Genomic DNA, 17481 nt, shown 5'->3' on the forward strand with positions numbered 1-17481 from the left:
TCAGGCTTGGGGTGCGATCGACTATTTTTTACCTAAAATCTCCATTGAAAACTCGAATTCAGGTCTAGATCGAGGCAAACTTATGAATGCTCAACGTGCTGTGCGATCGATTCTGGCAGCAATTCCCATTGCTGGATTTTGGATATTAGATTTTTCTCCCAACCTGGTTTTCCTCAAAGAAGATAGCAGCGGATGGGTGATTGTAGCAATTTATCCCGAATCTCAAATTGTGAAAGCACAATCGATTACTCCAGCATCAGACGGCGCCGGAACCACCGTCACCGCCCCCGGCCCCGGTACAGGGCTGCCCCCTCGCTACGACATTAAAGGCGGCACACCCTCCAGAGACGGAGCAAATCTGTTCCACAGTTTTACTCGATTCGGTCTGAATTCTGGCGAAACTGCTAATTTCATCTCCAACCCAACCATTAAAAATATCCTCGGCCGCGTTGTCGGCGGCGACGCTTCCTTAATTAACGGTTTAATTCAAGTTAGCGGTGGCAATTCTAACTTGTACTTGATGAACCCCGCAGGGATTATTTTCGGTACGAATGCCCGACTCGACGTGTCGGGGTCTTTTTTGGCTACCACCGCTAGCGGTATCGGTTTTGACAGCGGCTGGTTCAACGGTACGGGGGCGAATAACTACGCGGCCCTAGTGGGAACGCCGAATGCTTTTGCTTTTGGTTCACAGTCCGGCAGTATTGTCAATGCCGGTAACTTGGCTGTGGGCACCGGGCAAAATTTGACTTTGCTCGGCGGTACTGTCATCAGTACCGGGCAACTTGAAGCGAACGGCGGTCAAATTACGGTGGCGGCTGTTCCGGGGGAAAATCTGGTGCGGTTGAGTCAAAACGGACTTTTGCTGAGTTTAGAAGTGGCTCCGGCTGCGGGAGTGTCGGGTTCGCCAGCTCTTCCCTTCTCTCCCCTGAGTTTACCTCGGCTGCTCTCGGGGCCGGGGGTGGCTAGCGCTACGGGTATAACTACGAACGCTCAAGGTGAAGTCGTACTGACGGGCGGCCAAACAGTGCCGGTAGGTGCTGGAACTGCTATGGTATCGGGTGCTGCGGACGTGTCTGCCAGGGGGGGCGCGGGTGGAACTGTGAACGTGTTGGGCGAGAAGGTAGGGCTGTTGGGAGCGAAGATTGAGGCTTCGGGCCCGGACGGCGGCGGCACGGTGCGGATCGGGGGAGATTACCGCGGCGAGGGAACTTTGCCGAATGCCAAAATGACTTATGTGGATGCCAAAAGTTCGATCGCAGCCAACGCAACTGGCACAGGTAACGGCGGCAGAGTTTTTGTCTGGGCGGACAACACAACAGCATTTTTGGGCAGCATCAGCGCGACGGGCGTTTCTGCAACTTCCAGCAGCGGTGTTGGCGGGTTGGTGGAAGTTTCGGGAAAGCAAAGATTGATTTTTAACGGTACTGTCGATACTTCCGGGACAAACGGTTTGGGGACTTTGCTGTTCGATCCGGAAAATATTTTAATTACAGATTCCCAAGAAGCTGCGGGGGATGCGGCAGTTATTGCTAACAGTAATATTTTGGCAAGTGGCACGCCACCTGGACAGCAAAACAATTCTGAGCCTTCGCTGACAATTTCCCGAACAGCTTTGGAAAGTATGTCGGCGTCGGCAAATCTGGTTCTGGAAGCGCTCAATGATATTAAAATTGCTGATTTGGCGGACAATCAGTTGCGCTTTCAAGCAACTACTGGTTCGGTAACATTGAGAGCAGATGCCGATCGCAATGGTGCGGGTGTTTTTTCGATGAATTCTGGAGATACACTTAGCACTGGCGGAGGCTCGCTATCCATTTCGGGAAGTCAAATTACGGCGGGCAATTTGTCAAGCAACGGCGGAAATATTAGTTTGATTAGTCCGGGAGCAACTGTTGCCAACAATATTTCTGCATCGAATCCCAACACCGGCAGCAGCGGCAATATTTGGCTGGAAGGCCTGAATGTCACGGCCCAAAAAATTGATGCTAGCGGCTCTAAATCGTCGGGAAATGTAACTTTGACGGCTCGGAATGTTCTGGGAGTTAGCTCCCTCGCCGGGGGTTCTGGAAATATTACTTTGACTGGTAATGAAATTAATTTGAAAGGCGACAAAAATTCGGTCAGCGGCACTGGCTTGTTGGTACTGCAACCTTGGAGCCCCGATCAAAATATTGCGCTCGGCGGTTCTGGAGATGTTGGCACGAATAGTTATTTGAATCTGACAGCAAACGACCTCGAAAGTTTGCAAAATGGGTTTGCTGGAATTACGATCGGCCTCCGCAACGGTACTGGTTCGATTCTGATTGCTAACGAGTTCACATTTTATGACCCGCTAATTATTCAATCGCCGGCGGGTTTGGGAACAATCACCACCACAAGTTCCCTGACAGGGGCAGACAATGCCTCAATTACTCTGAAAGCTGAGGGCAATATCCGCACCGGAAATATCACTACTAACAATCAAGAAATTCGCATCGCCAGCACAGCGGGGAATGTCACAACCGGTCAGCTACACACTGGAACTACCCCCAGCATCAGCACTGCTGTCAATTCTTCGCAATTGCCGCGCTCGGAGGGGGGAGATGTGAGCGTTACCGCTGAGGGTAAGGTGACGACTGGGACGATCGACACTAGGGGCGATCGCGCGGGGAATGTGACGCTGACTGGCCGCGGCGCAGTTACTGTTGGCGCGATCGAAGCTGGTGGCTCGCAAACCGGGGGAAATATTACTCTGACAGGTAACGAAATAGATTTGACAGGCGGCAATAATTCGATCGCCAGCAACGGCAATCTGGTGCTGCAACCGGCAACTCCGGCTCAAAATATTACTATTGCCGGTGCTGCTGAGACTGAAGCTTTGGATTTGACTGCTGCGGAATTGAACTCGCTGCGGAACGGGTTTGGTTCGATCGCGATCGGGCGTGCTGACGGTAGCGGCTCGCTCGCGATTGCTCCGACAACCGCAGCGCCAAATTCAACGCCAGTCCCGGCGGTGACTTTTCAAGACCCGACGACGCTGCGATCGCCTTTGGGCAGTGGTGCGATCGTGGGAACGGGTGCGATCGCGGGAATTGATAACGCCACGATATCTCTGCTCGCCGGTACTGTGGCTGTTGGAGATGTTACCTCGAATGCGGGGATTAACATCACTAGCAGTCAGGGTAATGTGACTACTGGTGTTGTTTCATCTCGATCGGCAAATGGGGCGGGGGGCGATATCAACATCCGCAGCGCTGGTTCGGTAGAAGCGGGCAATGTCAATGCTTTTGGTGCCAGAAGTGGCGGAGATATCTCGATCGCGGCGCCGGGCAGGATCGTGACAGGGGTGATCAATTCTAGTTCGCAGTCGGGAAGTGCCGGTTCGAGCAAGATTACCGGGCAGAAAGATGTTGAAGTTGTTTCGATCAAAGCTAGTGGAAATACGGGCGGCGATGTGGCAATCCAGGCTGGAGGATCGTTTCGGGCGGCGGGAACGGGAACGAGTGCCGATCGCGCCAGCGTTAGCATTTCTACAGACGGGCAGGTGCGATCGGGTTCGCTGACTCTGCTGCAAAGCACTTGCCCGTCGGGAACCTGCACCGCGACGACGACTGTGGCGACAGGAAACTCGAAGTCGAACCCTGCCGCCTCCCCAACTGCTGCAGGGCCGTTGGCGATCGTGCCGAGTCCGGCACCAACTAGCAGGGTGGAACTAAAAACAACAGGCAATTCTCAACAAATATTGACTCAGGTGAGTCTCGTCCCCCCAGCGTCGGCACCCAAGACCAGTACCGCAAATGTCTCGCCAGAACCTGCTGCTGCGGCTGTTGAGGCGCGGTCGAGCGATACTGCGACGGGGGGGGTGGCGATCTCTGGGCCGGTGTTAAAAGAGAATCTGGGCGTGCCTGCTGCGACAGAAAACGGCAGCGCGGTGGCACCTGCACAGAAGCCCGGGAGTGGTGGAAATGCAGAAAGTGTTGCGAATTTAAGGATTCCTGAAATTTCTCGATCGAGTTCGATGCAAATAAGCCCGATCGACGCAGTGCAGCAAAGGGAGAGAGTTCAGGGCCGGGAATTTGAACGTTACTTTGGCGGCAATCTCGGTCAAAAGTCAATCACCCAGCAAAGTATCCGAGATACTCTCAGCAGCGTCAATCGCTTGACGGGAGTTAAACCCGCGATCGTTTACGTGTGGGCGAAAGAGAACCATTTAGAACTGGTGTTGTTATTACCAGACGGCAAAAGTGTGTTTAAAAGCGTGCCTGCAAGCCGCGAGACTGTGCTGCAAGTTGCTAAAGAATTCACGAATGCGATCAGAATTCCCAAGACATTGACTGGTTCTGATTACAAGGAACCTGCCCAGGAACTTTACCAGTGGTTAATTGCACCGCTGCAACCGGAATTGGAAGCTAACAAGATTGACACCTTGGTGTTTTCGATGGATGCAGGTTTGCGAACTTTGCCTTTGGCTGCTCTGTTTGACGGCAAGCAGTTTTTAGTAGAAAAATACAGTTTGGGGCTGATTCCTAGTTTGAGTTTGACTGATACTAGCTATGCCGATGTTAAGGATTCGGAAGTTTTGGCGATGGGTGCGTCGAAATTTCCCGAAAAATACGATCAAAATCCTCTGCCTGCTGTGCCGCTGGAAATATCGACAATTGTCGGCAAAATTTGGCCTGGTTCGTCTTTTCTCAACGAAGGTTTTACTCTGGCAAATTTGAATGAAAAGCGCAATCAACCTCAATACAAAATTATTCATTTAGCTACTCATGGCGATTTTCAGCCTGGGGGATCCCAGAATTCGTACATTCAGTTTTGGGATACTAAGTTGCGGTTGAATCAGTTGGATAAGTTGAATTTATCTAACAAGCCGCAGGTGGAGTTGTTGGTTTTGAGTGCGTGCACTACGGCGGTGGGTGATGAACAAGCTGAGTTGGGGTTTGCGGGGTTAGCGGTGCACGCGGGGGTAAAATCGGCTTTGGCGAGTTTGTGGTATGTGTCAGATGCTGGAACTTTGGGGTTGATGACTGAGTTTTACCAGCAGTTGCGCACGGCGCCGATTAAGGCTGAGGCTTTGCGGCAAGCGCAGTTGGCGATGTTGCGAGGAGAAGTGCGGTTGCAAAATGGTTATTTGGTGCGATCGGGCAACAATCAAGCTCTGCCTTTGCCGTCGGAGTTGGCCGCCAGGGGCGATCGAAATTTGTCGCATCCTTATTATTGGGCTGCTTTTACTATGATCGGTTCGCCTTGGTAATTCAGAAGGAAGAAGGAAGAAGGAAGAGGGAAGAAGGAAGAGGGAAGCTGTAGGGTGCGTCGCCATTCAAAATCCCTAAATAAAAATAGATAATCTCACAGCGACGCACCCGGGCTATGCAAATCTTGTAGCAAGGATTTTTAGAAATGGTCTAAGCTATTCAATAGTTTTGCTTAAATCTCTTTGCTGTTATGCCGAAATTTGAAGACCAACTCGACATAGTTTATGCTAGCGATCGCGCTTGCTGGCGGCAATGGTTGGAGCAAAACTATCAAAATGCGATCGGAGTTTGGCTGGTTTACTACAAAATCAAAAGTGGCAAACCAAGCGTGCAGTACAGCGAAGCTGTCAAAGAAGCGCTTTGCTTTGGCTGGATTGACAGTAAAGTCAAATCCTTAGATGCAGAGAGTTACCGACAAATATTCACGCCTCGAAAACCCAAAAGTGTTTGGTCAAAATTGAACAAGCAATATATCGAAGAATTGAGCGCCGAAGGGAAGATGATGGAAGCTGGGTTAGAAAAAATTATAGCAGCCAAACAAGATGGCTCGTGGACGAGCTTAGATTTGATTGAAGCATTAGTTGTGCCAGCCGACTTAAAACAAGCTTTAGAAACAGATGATACGGCAAACAGCAACTTTGAAGGATTTAACAAAACAACTAAAAAAAATATTCTATTTTGGATTCAAAGTGCTAAACGCCCAGAGACGAGATTGAGCCGAATCGAGAAAACGATATGTGCAGCCGCACAAAACAAAAATCCCTTGATTCGCTGATGATGTCTGCTCAACCTTGCTAATGACTAATACCTAAGGTTCGATCGTTCGGAATGCGAGTCCTGAGAAAAGAGCGGACTGAAGTCCGTACTACGAACCTTTTTTGTGATGCTAATCGACCGGACACGATATGGTATGACTAATGACTAATTGCTAGGGCGTCGGTTCAGTAAAAAGAGTTGACAAAAAAGCAGAGTGTATGTAGTTAGCTTGTCAATAAGTTCTACTCTGCACCGAGTTCAGGAGAGCAGAACCTGATCCATTCGAGCAATGACATGAAGGTTATGGACAACAGCCACGGGAGCGCAGATCGAAGAGATTTTTACGCAGTCCAATATAACGGGCACGGTTCCCCTGCCAATGACCAATATGAGCAAGAGCGTGTTCAACTCTAGTGCGTTGTCTGAGTTGAGCGCGACCAATAGCAGTGGATTGACGTGCACGTAGCTCTTGCATTAACAATTCATCAGGATGAATCGATACACTCCGTCCTTTTTGACTGTTCGTGCAGCTTTCTCTCTTTGGACAAATGGCACATTCATACTGAGGAAAGTGAACAACTTTTCCCGGTTCAAAAGGGATACTTACTTGATTGGGGCAGCTAATTAAATTATGTTCCCAATCAAAAACAAAAGCATTTTTATCAAAACGGCCAAAATTTCTGACCGGCCACGCCTTACAAAATATCTTTAAGTTTTTCGAGCGCGGGCGTGACCCAATGACTAGATAAGTAAGCGCGGTCAATATGTAATTCAGATAGCTGAGTATGTGAGAATTTTAAGTCTCTGGAAATGTCAACTGTAGCAGCAGATTCGGGAGTATTCGCTTTTGTCAAAGCCACAGCCAGAATTACGCCTATATCTAAATCTTTGAGAACGTGGCGTTTATATCCATTTATTTTCTGAGAGCTGCTTTTCCTTCCATGTCGCATATCGGGATCTTCAATAGAAATGCGCCGGTCTTTTGCCACCCCTTTACTGAGAATAGGAACTCCTTGAGAGTCTAAGGTTACATTTTGAGATTCAATGACTCGGGCAACAACTAGAGTCGATTGTGCCACTTCAAATTCATCAGGCTCAGACTGGGATTGCATCCATTCCTCCACGTAATTTAAGCTGTTTAAGATAATTGAAAGCGCGTTTTGACGCTCTTTTGGCTCATCCCAGTTTAAGTCTAATGCAGTTTTTAAGCTGGAACCACTAACAATTGAAGTACCTAATTCATGGGCAATTTCTGCCAGCCCCCTCCCCTGCTGGACAGCTATCATACTCACGGCCTTACGAAGAGCATGACCCAATAGGTTATAGGTATCTTCTACTTTAGCTGTTCCCCATAACGGAGAGGAATCTAATGCTACTCTTAGTTGAGATGAGCCAAATCCACCTTTTTCTTTAGCGATTTCTACAGTCCTGTCAATTAAACGCTGGTCAAGTTCCTTTTTAATTAAAGCCTTTCTGAATCTCACCAAGGTGGCTTTACAGAATGGAGTTTTTTCGCACTCCAAACAATCCAAAACTAACTGCCAGCGTTTATCCATCAGCATTTCTTCAATCACTTCATCATCAGAAATTCCTAGGTACGCTTGAAGAATAGTCGCCAAAGCAAGTTGTGCTGGGGGTACTGGACTATACCCAACTGTACTGTCTTTGAACATTGTAGCGAGTTCTTCTTGGAACTCATCATTAAATATATCGAGACGATTGAGCCTGAGAAATGTAAATAGTTTGGCTCTTTTGATACGCTTGATAATTACCTCTTCTGAGGCTGATAGTTCCACAGGAGGAGTCCATAGAGGAGGACGCATAAGGTTTCTTCTCAAAAAGGCTTGTTAAAGTTTAACCGGGTTCTTACTTCACATATCATAGTTGTCTAGTTCTGTCAAGTCTTTTTACTGAACCGACGCCCTAGCAGCTATTTGACTCAAGCGTTTGAGGATGCGGAGCACATCATGTAGATTATTGGTGCGATTGCTAATTCCAAATAAATCAGATGTGGCATATCGCGGTGATTCTCCGTTTACTAATTTGACAAAGATGAAACTGCCACCTGTAGCGATCGTGCCGTAACTCGGGCGATCGCGATTGGGATTTCCCAGCATATAAGCTAAGATTTGCGCTAGCCCCGCTGGAAATGGAAAACGAAACGAGTTTCGATTCGATTACCATCAGCCACAACTGGTCTTTTAAAACTAAAGTGTCGAGACTGCCTTTAATGATAACACCTTCCTCTTCTTCCGAAATTTCGACAGATTTTTCCGGTTTAATGTAAAATGGGTGCAGGTAAAACTCGCCAGCAAATAACAGCGGAGACACGATCGACAAACTGATGGTTTTTTCCAGCATCGGCGGATACTCAAGCAAGTTGAAGTAACCCGCTTTAATCTGATCTAGCTGTCGTTGTTGAAAGTCGGTGATTTCTGGCAAATCGTCTTGCCATTCTCGAAAAAATTGGTCGTCTGTGACAAATTGCGGGTTAAAAAGTGTTTTTAATTCTTCTAATGTGACATTTTTAGCTTGAATTGTTTGAACCATAATTCCCTAGCATTAATTTTATAGATATTTACAATTTTATCAAATTTCTCTACAATCAAATTGGTTCGTAGTGAGGACTTCAGTCCGCATAAAAATCAGAGGACTGAAGTCCGAACGATCAAACCGAAGATTATATAATTATAAATTAAATTCTGCTAATTCCAAATTTTTTGCAAATTCAGAACAAATCCCGGCAAAACATTTTCCCCAGAAAGCGTGAGAGGAGATTGTAAAACTTCCACTTCTTCACCGGGGCGATAAATTTCAACTTCTCGTTTTTTGCGGTTAATCAGCCAACCCAAACGGCAGCCATTTTCTATATATTCTTGCATTTTTTCCTGAGTCTTTTTCAGGCTGTCCGTCGGGGAGAGAATTTCCACAGCAAAATCGGGACACAGTGGGATGAATTTTTCTCTTTGTTGAGGTGTCAAAGCTTAAGAGCGGGATTTTTCTACCCAAGACGCATCGGGAGAGCGGTTTGCACCATTGGGAAGAGTAAATCCTGTGGAGGAATCAAAGGCTTCACCGAGTTCTGTTTGTTCGTTCCAAAGTCCAATCTGTAAGTTAAATTTTGAGTTGCTTTTGCCTGTTTCTCCTCCGGTTGGCGGCATGACGATTAATTCTCCGTTGGCGTTGCGTTCTAGTTTCAATTCTGGGTGTTCTTCACACAGTTGATAGAACTGTTCGGAAGTGAGTTTGACAATGGAGTTGAGATTTAATGTGAGAGCAGTCATTGTTATTTACCTGCTGTTTATAGGGACTTAATTAAGAACTAAAAATGGGATGATTCATTTTTAATTCTTAATTCTTAATTTCTCATTCTACTGCAATTGTTTGATTCGGTTGAGGGCGTCTTGATAGGCACTCGTTCTGCCGCCTTGCTTGTAAAGTTCTGCTGCTTTTTGAAAGTCGGCAATTGCTTTGGGTTTGTCTTGTTTTACCAGGTAAGCTAAAGCTCGGTTGTAGTAGGCATCGGCAAAACCGGGATTGGCTGCGATCGCCAGCGTGTATGCTGGAATCGGGTCTTGGAGGTCTGGGCTGCGGGTTGTATCGATGCTGCTGATGAGAGTGCGGGCATTACCGATATTGAAATGCAATTCCGGGGTGTTGTTGGGCTTGAAAGCGAGTGCTTGTTTGAAATCGGCGATCGCCTCCCAAGCATCTCCTCGATCTAAGCGCGAAAGCCCTCGAAAATAATAGGCTTGGGCGTCTTGCGGATTGGCGGTGGATACCGGGACACCCGTTGCGGGAGAATTGTCTACTTTCAACTCGGATTTGTTGATTCGGGCCGCCACTAACTTGGCGATAAATGTATTAATGGGAACTGCTGCATTAAATCCGGTTTTAATCGGGGCGACTTCCCCGGAACTGGTTTGGGCGAAACCGAATTCCCCTTGTCCGTGTAAACCGATGACTCGGCCTTCGGAGTCAAAAACTGGGCCGCCACTCATACCGCTCCAAGTTACGGCTTGATACCGCAAAGTATAACCTTCTGGGCGGCTGTGCGGGCGGCTGGTAACGAGTCCGGGAGAGAGTTCTGGTTCTCGTTCGGCGCCGAACAGTCCGCCGGTAGCGGGATAGCCGTAAACGAAGATTTGAGTGCCGATGACGGCTAAGTCGGAATCTGCGATCGTCGCCACGGGATATTCTTCGGGACTTTCAAATTTGACTACTGCTAAATCCGGGTCTGTTGGGGCTGTTTGCAGGCGGGTGACGTTGCTTACTTGATAGTTTTTGCCCACTGAGGTGCGAACGGTGTATTTCACGTCGGCTTTTTCTACGACGTGGTTGACTGTTAAAACTGTGTAAGTTTTGCCGTTTTTGGCAATAATTACGCCGGAACCGTCTCCTAGGGAACTATTGATTTGGACTGTCAGCGGGCCGGCGATGCTGGCGACTTCTTGGGGAGTTTTGGCGTGAGCGGGTTGGCTGATGACTATGGTTAAGGCGGCGGTGGTTCCTGCTAGCAAGGTGGTTAAGCTGTCATAACGAGAAAAATTTATATTCATGGCGATTGCTAATTTGTAGTTGGGTAGGGATAATTTGCGGAGTTAGGGCGATCGATCGTTTGAATTCTGAATTCTTAACTTCTAATTTAACTGCAATTGTTTGATTCTGTTGAGGGCGTCTTGATAGGCACTTGTTCTGCCGCCTTGCTTGTAAAGTTCTGCGGCTTTTTGAAAGTCGGCAATTGCTTTGGGTTTGTCTTTTTTTACCAGGTAAGCTAAAGCTCGGTTGTAGTAGGCATCGGCAAAACCGGGCTTGGCTGCGATCGCCGGAGTGTATGGTTCAATAGGGTTTGGGGCGCGGCCGTCGTCCAATGCGGGATCGCGTCTGGCGAGGTATAAAGTGCGGGCATTGCCGATATTAAAATACAATTCTGGGGTGTATTTAGGATTGAAATTGAGTGCTTTGTTGAAATCGGCGATCGCCTCCAAAGCCCCCGAAGCAGTTCCTTCATCTAAGTTCACCAGCCCTAGAAAATAATAGGCTTGGGCATCTTTTGGGTTGACGGTGGATATGGGAACTGTGGTAGGACGAGAATTGTCTATTTTCAACTCGGATTTGTTGATTCGGGCCGCCACTAACTTGGCGATAAATGTATTAATGGGAACTGCTGCATTAAATCCGGTTTTAATCGGGGCGACTTCCCCGGAACTGGTTTGGGCGAAACCGAATTCCCCTTGTCCGTGTAAACCGATGACTCGGCCTTCGGAGTCAAAAACTGGGCCGCCACTCATACCGCTCCAAGTTACGGCTTGATACCGCAAAGTATAACCTTCTGGGCGGCTGTGCGGGCGGCTGGTAACGAGTCCGGGAGAGAGTTCTGGTTCTCGTTCGGCGCCGAACAGTCCGCCGGTAGCAGGATAGCCGTAAACGAAGATTTGAGTACCGATGACGGCTCGATCGGAATCTGCGATCGTCGCGACTGGATATTCTTCGGGACTTTCAAATTTGACTACTGCTAAATCCGGGTCTGTTGGGGCTGTTTGCAAGCGGGTGACTGCTGTTGCTGGATAGTTTTTGTCGATCGATGTGCGAACGGTGTATTTTACGTCGGCTTTTTCTACGACGTGGTTGACTGTTAAAACTGTGTAAGTTTTGCCGTTTTTGGCAATAATTACGCCGGAACCGTCTCCTAGGGAACTGTTGATTTGTACTGTCAGCGGCCCGGCGATGCTGGCTACTTGTTGGGGAGTTTTGGCGATCGCGGGTTGGCTGATGACGATGGTTAAGGCTGCGGTGGTTCCTGCTAGCAAGGTGGTTAAGCTGTCATAACGAGAAAAATTTATATTCATGGCTGTTGCTAATTGGTAGATACCTGGGGGAGTTCGCTGCTGCTGGCGGTTTGGGCTTTTTGGGTTTTTAGTTTGATTAGTGTTTTGACGCTTGGGGCGATCGGCTTTGTTCTTTAGTGATAATTTTACTCGCTATTTTGTTCCGCGATTCCCCGATCTCGGCCCCGGACACGACATTGCATCAACGTAGGGTGTGCACTGCGCACCTTCCTAATCTGAACGTATGTTGCCCAATTTAATTCTTAATAAAACTAAACAATACATGACTCAAACTCAGTGCTTAATTCTTCCTTAGTCATCGTTCCCCGTGCGACTTGCATGACTAAATCATATGCTCGATCGTCCGTCAAATTCAGAGTGCAGCCATTCAAACGCAAAAAGGTATCTGCTACCGCAAAAGCCGTTCTTTTATTGCCATCCAGAAATGGATGATTCATCGCTAGGTGGTAGAGATAGGCCGCAGCTTGTGCGCTAATTGTTGGATGCAAAAGTTGACCGCAAAAAGTTGCTTGAGGTTGAGCCAAAGCTGATTCTAATAATCCTTCATCTCTGACACCAGAAGTACCACCAAATATTTCTATTTGTCTAGCGTGGATACTTAAAACCATGTTTTTACTGACAAAATTAGGAGTTTGCAAGGCGACGGTAAACCTCCTTTCTTTCACGCTCTGAATCTAAATATGCTTGCCATGTTTGGGATTCTAGTTTTTGTTGTTCCTCAGTCTTTAAGGAAAGCAAAAATTCAAGAACTTTCAGCAGCACGGGTTCGGGTACTTGGTCAATTTCTTGGAGAAGTTTGTCTTTTGCGGTCATGTTTCCTCCTAGTTATTTTACAACTATTTTACAAGTTACAGACTGAATAATCAAGGGCTACCCGTAACATTCGGCGGTTGAAACCGCTGCTATAAAAACGAAGTCCGCGGCTCGACCCAACGACCTGCTCCCTTCGACTTCGCGAGCGGGCGACGCTCGCGAAGGCCGAACGTCCTTTAACTGGTTCCAAAGCTCTGCCTTGGAACCCAGATCCAGAGGCTCTGCCTCGGCTGGAAAAAATGAAGACGGCGGTTGAAACCGCGTCTATACAAACGTAGGCGTTAGCCTTCCCAAAGGGTAGTCTGCCTCCGCAGACTGAAGAGTAAAGTTACAAATTTTGATTTTTTGTTGCCCATTGGACGATCGCCTCAGTCAACCCATCTAACGTGTATTCTGTGGCTTCTACGTCTAACTTGCCCAATAAATTTTGGCAGCTTTTGGAAGTTTCCGGGCCGATGGATGCGATGCAAACGCTTTCTAGCCAATCCTTAGATAAAGAGAATTTGGGAGTTTTTTCGAGGAGGTGGCAAAAGTTATGCACGGTTTTGGAACTGGCAAAGGTGATGATATCTACGGCTTGATTTTGGAGCGCGGCTAGGGCGATCGGATCGATTGTTTCGGGACAGCAAGATTGGTAAGCTGGCACTTCGATTACTTGCGCTCCTTTGGCGGTGAATTCTTTAACTAAAACTTCTCTCCCGCCGCTTTCTACTCTGGGAAATAGGATTTTACAGTTTTGTAAATTGTCGGGGAAGTTTTCGACTAGGGAGTCGGCGACAAAGTTGGGGGGAATAAAGTCTGGTTGTAGCGAGTGCGATCGCAAACTTTCTGCTGTCTTTTTCCCGACAACTGCTATTTTAATGCCAAACAAGCTGCGGGCGTCTTTGCCTTTTGCTTGCAATTGTTGAAAAAAGCAGTCTACAGCGTTGTGAGAAGTCAGAATTAACCAGTGAAAGCTTGACAATTGTGCGATCGCGCTATCTAACGGTTCCCAACTCGAAGGCGCACCAATTACCAAGGCGGGCATTTCGATCGCGCGGGCTCCTAGTTGCTGGAGTCGATCGCTAAATTGAGCAGACTGGGAAGCTGCGCGGGTGACTAAAATCGTTTTTCCGGCTAGCGGCAGGCTGTGGTTAGCGGAGACAGGTGTATGGCTCATGTTTGTGCTTTCTGGCTGGATTAAATATTCGCGCAATCTGACTACTTCCCCAATGATTATGACGCAAGGCGATAGAGATTCACCTGTTGTTTGCTGTACAATATCCGAGAGCGTGCCGATCCAGATTTGCTGTTCGGGGCGGCCGCAATCTCGGATAATGGCGATCGCAGTTTCGGGCGATCGTCCGTGTTTTTGCAATTGCCAGACTATCTCGCTTAAATTGCGCCCTCCCATCAAGATTACCAAAGTTTCTATCCGCACTAAAGCTTCCCATTCCAAAGCATCTGGTTCGTGGGCGCTCATCACCGCAAAACAGCGGCTCATCACCGGATCTGTGAGGGGAATTCCTGCTAGTAAAGGTGCGGCTAATGCCGACGAAATCCCCGGCACGACTTCAAACTCACAGCCCGCTGTGATTAATGCTTGAATTTCGGAACTGGAGCGACCAAAAATAAACGGATCGCCGCTTTTAAGCCGTACAACTTGTTTACCAAGCTTGCAGTGTTCTACCAGCAAGCGGTTAATTTCTTGCTGCTGGGCTGAAGGTTTCCCGCCTCGTTTCCCAACTTCGATTTTCCGACAAGTTGCTGGAATTAATTCGAGTTGCGGGATATCGATGAGAGCGTCGTAGATTAAGACTTCGGCTTGGGATAGCAGTTTGTGCGATCGCACTGTCATCAAGTTACAATCTCCAGGCCCTGCACCGACTAGATAAACTTTTCCTTTTGGGTTTTTCACACTTCCTCCTAGATAGTATAGTTTATGAATATTGCGGTGCACATTGCCCACCCTACCGTATAATTAAATCAGACTTTTCAATCAGCCTGTAGGGGCGGGTTCACCCATCGCCCTCAACAGTGCAAACAGATTAAATAAACCCGCCCCCACCCCACGAGACGCACCCTTTTCAATCAGCCTGTAGGGGCGGGTTCACCGATCGCCCTCAACGGTGCAAACAGATTAAATAAACCCGCCCCCACCCCTATTTATGCAGATTATCATCATCACGGCCGCCGATGCAAATTACTTTGAACTGGTGCGAGGCACTATTTTATCGGTGCGGGAAAAATCCGAGGGTGCAAATGTGGCGATCGGCTTTTTCGATCTCGGCTGCACTCCCGAACAATTGCAGTGGCTGAAAACACAAGTTAATATCATTCAAAAACCCGATTGGGAATTTGACTTTCCTGGCAAAAATGCAGCTCCTCACTATCTCAAAGGACTTTTAGCGCGTCCGTTTCTGCGCCGTTACTTCCCCAATTTTGACATCTACCTGTGGATAGATGCCGATGCTTGGGTGCAAGATTGGCAAGCTGTTGAACTATTAGTAAAAGGCGCGGCTAAACGCGGCTTAGCAGTTGTTCCAGAATTGGACAGAGGCTATTATTTAGCTTACGGCAAATTGCCGTGGTACTGGGATTTTGTTTATCGTGATTATGAGGCAGCTTTTGGGGAAGAAGTAGCCCAACAGTTGCACAGCTATCCCACCATAAATGCAGGTGTTTTCGCGCTGCACAAAGACGCCCCGCACTGGGAACTTTGGGCGGAATATCTGGAAGAGGGATTGCAGCGGCACGTTTCTTTGATGACCGACCAAATAGCGTTAAATCGGTTGGTTTACGGCACTGAAATGTTCGATCGCACAGAGATGCTGCCGGCTCGGTGCAACTGGAGCTGCAACTTCGGTTTGCCCGTCTGGGACACGCAGCGAGCTTGTTTTGTGGAGCCGTATTTGCCGCACGGGGCGATCGGCATTCTGCACATCACCGGTCACAAGCACGACTTAGTAAAATTAGCAACAACCGACGGCAATCAAATAGAAATTAGTCTCCGATACCAACCGCTCCAACAGCCAGTATCCCCACAATTAAAATCAGAAAAAATGACAGTACAACCACCATCTCAAATTCACAATAATACATTGCCCGTCGGAGATTACGTCTCGCCCGGACTAAAAATTATCCTCCCAGATGCCTATTTTCCCAACATGATGATTGGCGATACTAATACTTGTCCGTGGCCTTACCTGCGCCGGGAAATCAAGCACAATTGGTATGTCGATCGCCGTGCTAGTTCAGTCGGATTTCTCAGCCGCGACGAAGCACACATCCTTTACAATACAGCCCTGCAATTTGCAGGTAAAAAAGCACTAGAAATAGGTTGCTGGCTGGGGTGGTCTGCTTGTCACTTAGCCCTCGCAGGAGTAGAGTTAGATGTCGTCGATCCGCTATTAGAAGCCGAGAATATCAGACAAAGCGTCATCGATTCAATTCAAGGCGCTCTCAATGCCTCTGGCGTGCAGACTACCGTGACGCTAGTACCCGGTTACAGCCCCCAAAGAGTACAGGAATTAGCAAAGGAATTTAACCGCAAATGGTCGTTAATTTTTATCGACGGAGAACACGAAGGTGAAGGCCCGTTAAATGATGCGATCGCTTGCGAGCAATTAGCTGAAAAAGATGCAATAATTTTATTTCACGATTTAGCTGCTCCTGCTGTGGCTAAGGGTTTAGATTACTTGAAACAAAAGGGATGGCAAACGATAGTATATCAAACAATGCAAATTATGGGTGCAGCTTGGCGGGGGGATGTCGAGCCTGTAAAACATCAACCAGATCCCAATATTGATTGGAATTTGCCAGCTCATTTGCAGGGTTATTCAGTCAGCGGTATTTCTGTTATGCAAAAACAGAACTTGCCACCCCTACAACAGCCAAATTTGCCGACTATTCTTTACAGCAGCAAATCGTCACTGCAAACTTCTCCTGCAAACTTTAAAAATATCTTGTCAATTGTGCGCCCCTACACGCTGCTTAGCGAATCGAGACTGTTCTCGCTTTATTGTTTGACGAAGCAAGTATGTGTGGAAGATTTGCCGGGAAATTTTGTAGAATGCGGAACTTGCAAAGGCGGTTCAGCGGCGTTAATCGCATTTGTAATTAAACATTACAGCCGCCGTCCGAGAGTGTTGTATGCTTTTGATACGTTTGAAGGAATGCCGGCACCTACTGAGATTGATAAACATCAGGGAATACCTGCAAATCTCACTAATTTTGGCGAAGGAACTCTCAAAGCTGCAATTAGTGAAAATTTGGATAAAATCTGTGAGTTATTGCAAGTTACAGATATTGTGGTACCAGTTAAGGGATTATTTGCCGAGACTTTACCCAAATATAAGTCAGCAATCGGAAGTATTGCGTTTCTGCACGCTGATGGAGATTGGTATGAGTCCACAATGGATATCTTTAATACGCTGTATGACAGCGTGATTGCTAACGGTTTGATTCAGGTTGATGATTACGGACACTGGGAGGGCTGCAAGCAAGCAGTACACGATTTTGAGAAGATGAAAGGCGAGTCATTTTCTCTGCATACTATTGATGAAACAGGAGTCTGGTTTCAAAAGTTGCCATAATTTGGTTTGTAGTGAGGACTTCAGTCCTTTCTATGGAATGAAAAATGAAGCATGAAAAAGGACTAAAGTCCTTATACCGATTCACTATGAAGTTACACTAATTGAGGTTGATATTTCTGTTAGGGGGAGTATATCCTTCACATTATATTGAGTGCAGCTTCATAGTGAATTGGTATTACTACGAACCTGGAGGAGGACTAAAGTCCTTACTACGAACCTGGAGGAGGACTAAAGTCCTTACTACGAACCTGG

At 47.5% G+C, this 17481-nt stretch carries 9 protein-coding genes and 2 pseudogenes; 3 read left to right on the top strand and 8 right to left on the bottom strand.

The window, feature by feature from the left end:
- Positions 1–82 precede the first annotated feature (82 nt).
- Positions 83–5236: a CHAT domain-containing protein gene (locus tag QUB64_RS02480; protein WP_333266157.1), complete on the top strand. Its 5154-nt coding sequence runs from the start codon at positions 83–85 to the stop codon at positions 5234–5236.
- A gap of 191 nt (positions 5237–5427) precedes the next feature.
- A complete protein-coding gene (locus tag QUB64_RS02485) occupies positions 5428–6012 on the top strand; it encodes a YdeI/OmpD-associated family protein (RefSeq protein WP_333266159.1) in 585 nt (194 codons plus the stop codon).
- A 239-nt stretch (positions 6013–6251) separates the two neighbouring features.
- On the opposite strand, the pseudogene QUB64_RS02490 reads toward QUB64_RS02485, so the two are convergent.
- The 8 genes and pseudogenes from QUB64_RS02490 to cobA form a co-directional block, all read right to left on the bottom strand.
- Positions 6252–7816 (bottom strand): annotated as a pseudogene (locus tag QUB64_RS02490) (IS1182 family transposase).
- A 181-nt stretch (positions 7817–7997) separates the two neighbouring features.
- Complete coding sequence (locus QUB64_RS02495; RefSeq protein ID WP_333266161.1) at positions 7998–8543, bottom strand: restriction endonuclease subunit R; 546 nt, start codon at positions 8541–8543, stop codon at positions 7998–8000.
- A 155-nt stretch (positions 8544–8698) separates the two neighbouring features.
- A pseudogene (locus tag QUB64_RS02500) lies at positions 8699–9277 on the bottom strand (Uma2 family endonuclease).
- Positions 9278–9364: 87 nt separating this feature from the next.
- Positions 9365–10552 (bottom strand): tetratricopeptide repeat-containing serine protease family protein, encoded by a 1188-nt coding sequence (locus tag QUB64_RS02505; RefSeq protein ID WP_333266163.1) that lies wholly within the window; start codon positions 10550–10552, stop codon positions 9365–9367.
- An 81-nt stretch (positions 10553–10633) separates the two neighbouring features.
- Positions 10634–11842, bottom strand: coding sequence for a tetratricopeptide repeat-containing S1 family peptidase (locus tag QUB64_RS02510; protein WP_333266165.1), 1209 nt, complete (start codon positions 11840–11842; stop codon positions 10634–10636).
- 251 nt (positions 11843–12093) lie between these two features.
- Positions 12094–12450 (bottom strand): type II toxin-antitoxin system death-on-curing family toxin, encoded by a 357-nt coding sequence (locus QUB64_RS02515; RefSeq protein WP_333266167.1) that lies wholly within the window; start codon positions 12448–12450, stop codon positions 12094–12096.
- 16 nt (positions 12451–12466) lie between these two features.
- Positions 12467–12655: a DUF2281 domain-containing protein gene (locus QUB64_RS02520; RefSeq protein ID WP_333266169.1), complete on the bottom strand. Its 189-nt coding sequence runs from the start codon at positions 12653–12655 to the stop codon at positions 12467–12469.
- A gap of 328 nt (positions 12656–12983) precedes the next feature.
- The gene (cobA, locus tag QUB64_RS02525) at positions 12984–14552 is read right to left on the bottom strand and encodes a uroporphyrinogen-III C-methyltransferase (protein ID WP_333266171.1); all 1569 of its coding nucleotides are present in this window, start codon (positions 14550–14552) and stop codon (positions 12984–12986) included.
- A 250-nt stretch (positions 14553–14802) separates the two neighbouring features.
- On the opposite strand from cobA, the gene QUB64_RS02530 reads away from it, so the two are divergent.
- Positions 14803–17229, top strand: a complete 2427-nt coding sequence (locus QUB64_RS02530) for a class I SAM-dependent methyltransferase (protein WP_333266173.1) — start codon at positions 14803–14805, stop codon at positions 17227–17229.
- Positions 17230–17481: the final 252 nt, after the last annotated feature.

Source organism: Microcoleus sp. Aus8_D2 (assembly GCF_036702665.1).
GTDB lineage: Bacteria > Cyanobacteriota > Cyanobacteriia > Cyanobacteriales > Microcoleaceae > Microcoleus.

Coding starts and splice junctions, on each gene's coding strand:
- QUB64_RS02495 (WP_333266161.1), bottom strand. CDS start 8,543: ATGGTTCAAACAATTCAAGCTAAAAATGTCACATTAGAAGAATTAAAA.
- QUB64_RS02480 (WP_333266157.1), top strand. CDS start 83: ATGAATGCTCAACGTGCTGTGCGATCGATTCTGGCAGCAATTCCCATT.
- QUB64_RS02515 (WP_333266167.1), bottom strand. CDS start 12,450: ATGGTTTTAAGTATCCACGCTAGACAAATAGAAATATTTGGTGGTACT.
- QUB64_RS02505 (WP_333266163.1), bottom strand. CDS start 10,552: ATGAATATAAATTTTTCTCGTTATGACAGCTTAACCACCTTGCTAGCA.
- QUB64_RS02520 (WP_333266169.1), bottom strand. CDS start 12,655: ATGACCGCAAAAGACAAACTTCTCCAAGAAATTGACCAAGTACCCGAA.
- QUB64_RS02485 (WP_333266159.1), top strand. CDS start 5,428: ATGCCGAAATTTGAAGACCAACTCGACATAGTTTATGCTAGCGATCGC.
- QUB64_RS02530 (WP_333266173.1), top strand. CDS start 14,803: ATGCAGATTATCATCATCACGGCCGCCGATGCAAATTACTTTGAACTG.
- QUB64_RS02510 (WP_333266165.1), bottom strand. CDS start 11,842: ATGAATATAAATTTTTCTCGTTATGACAGCTTAACCACCTTGCTAGCA.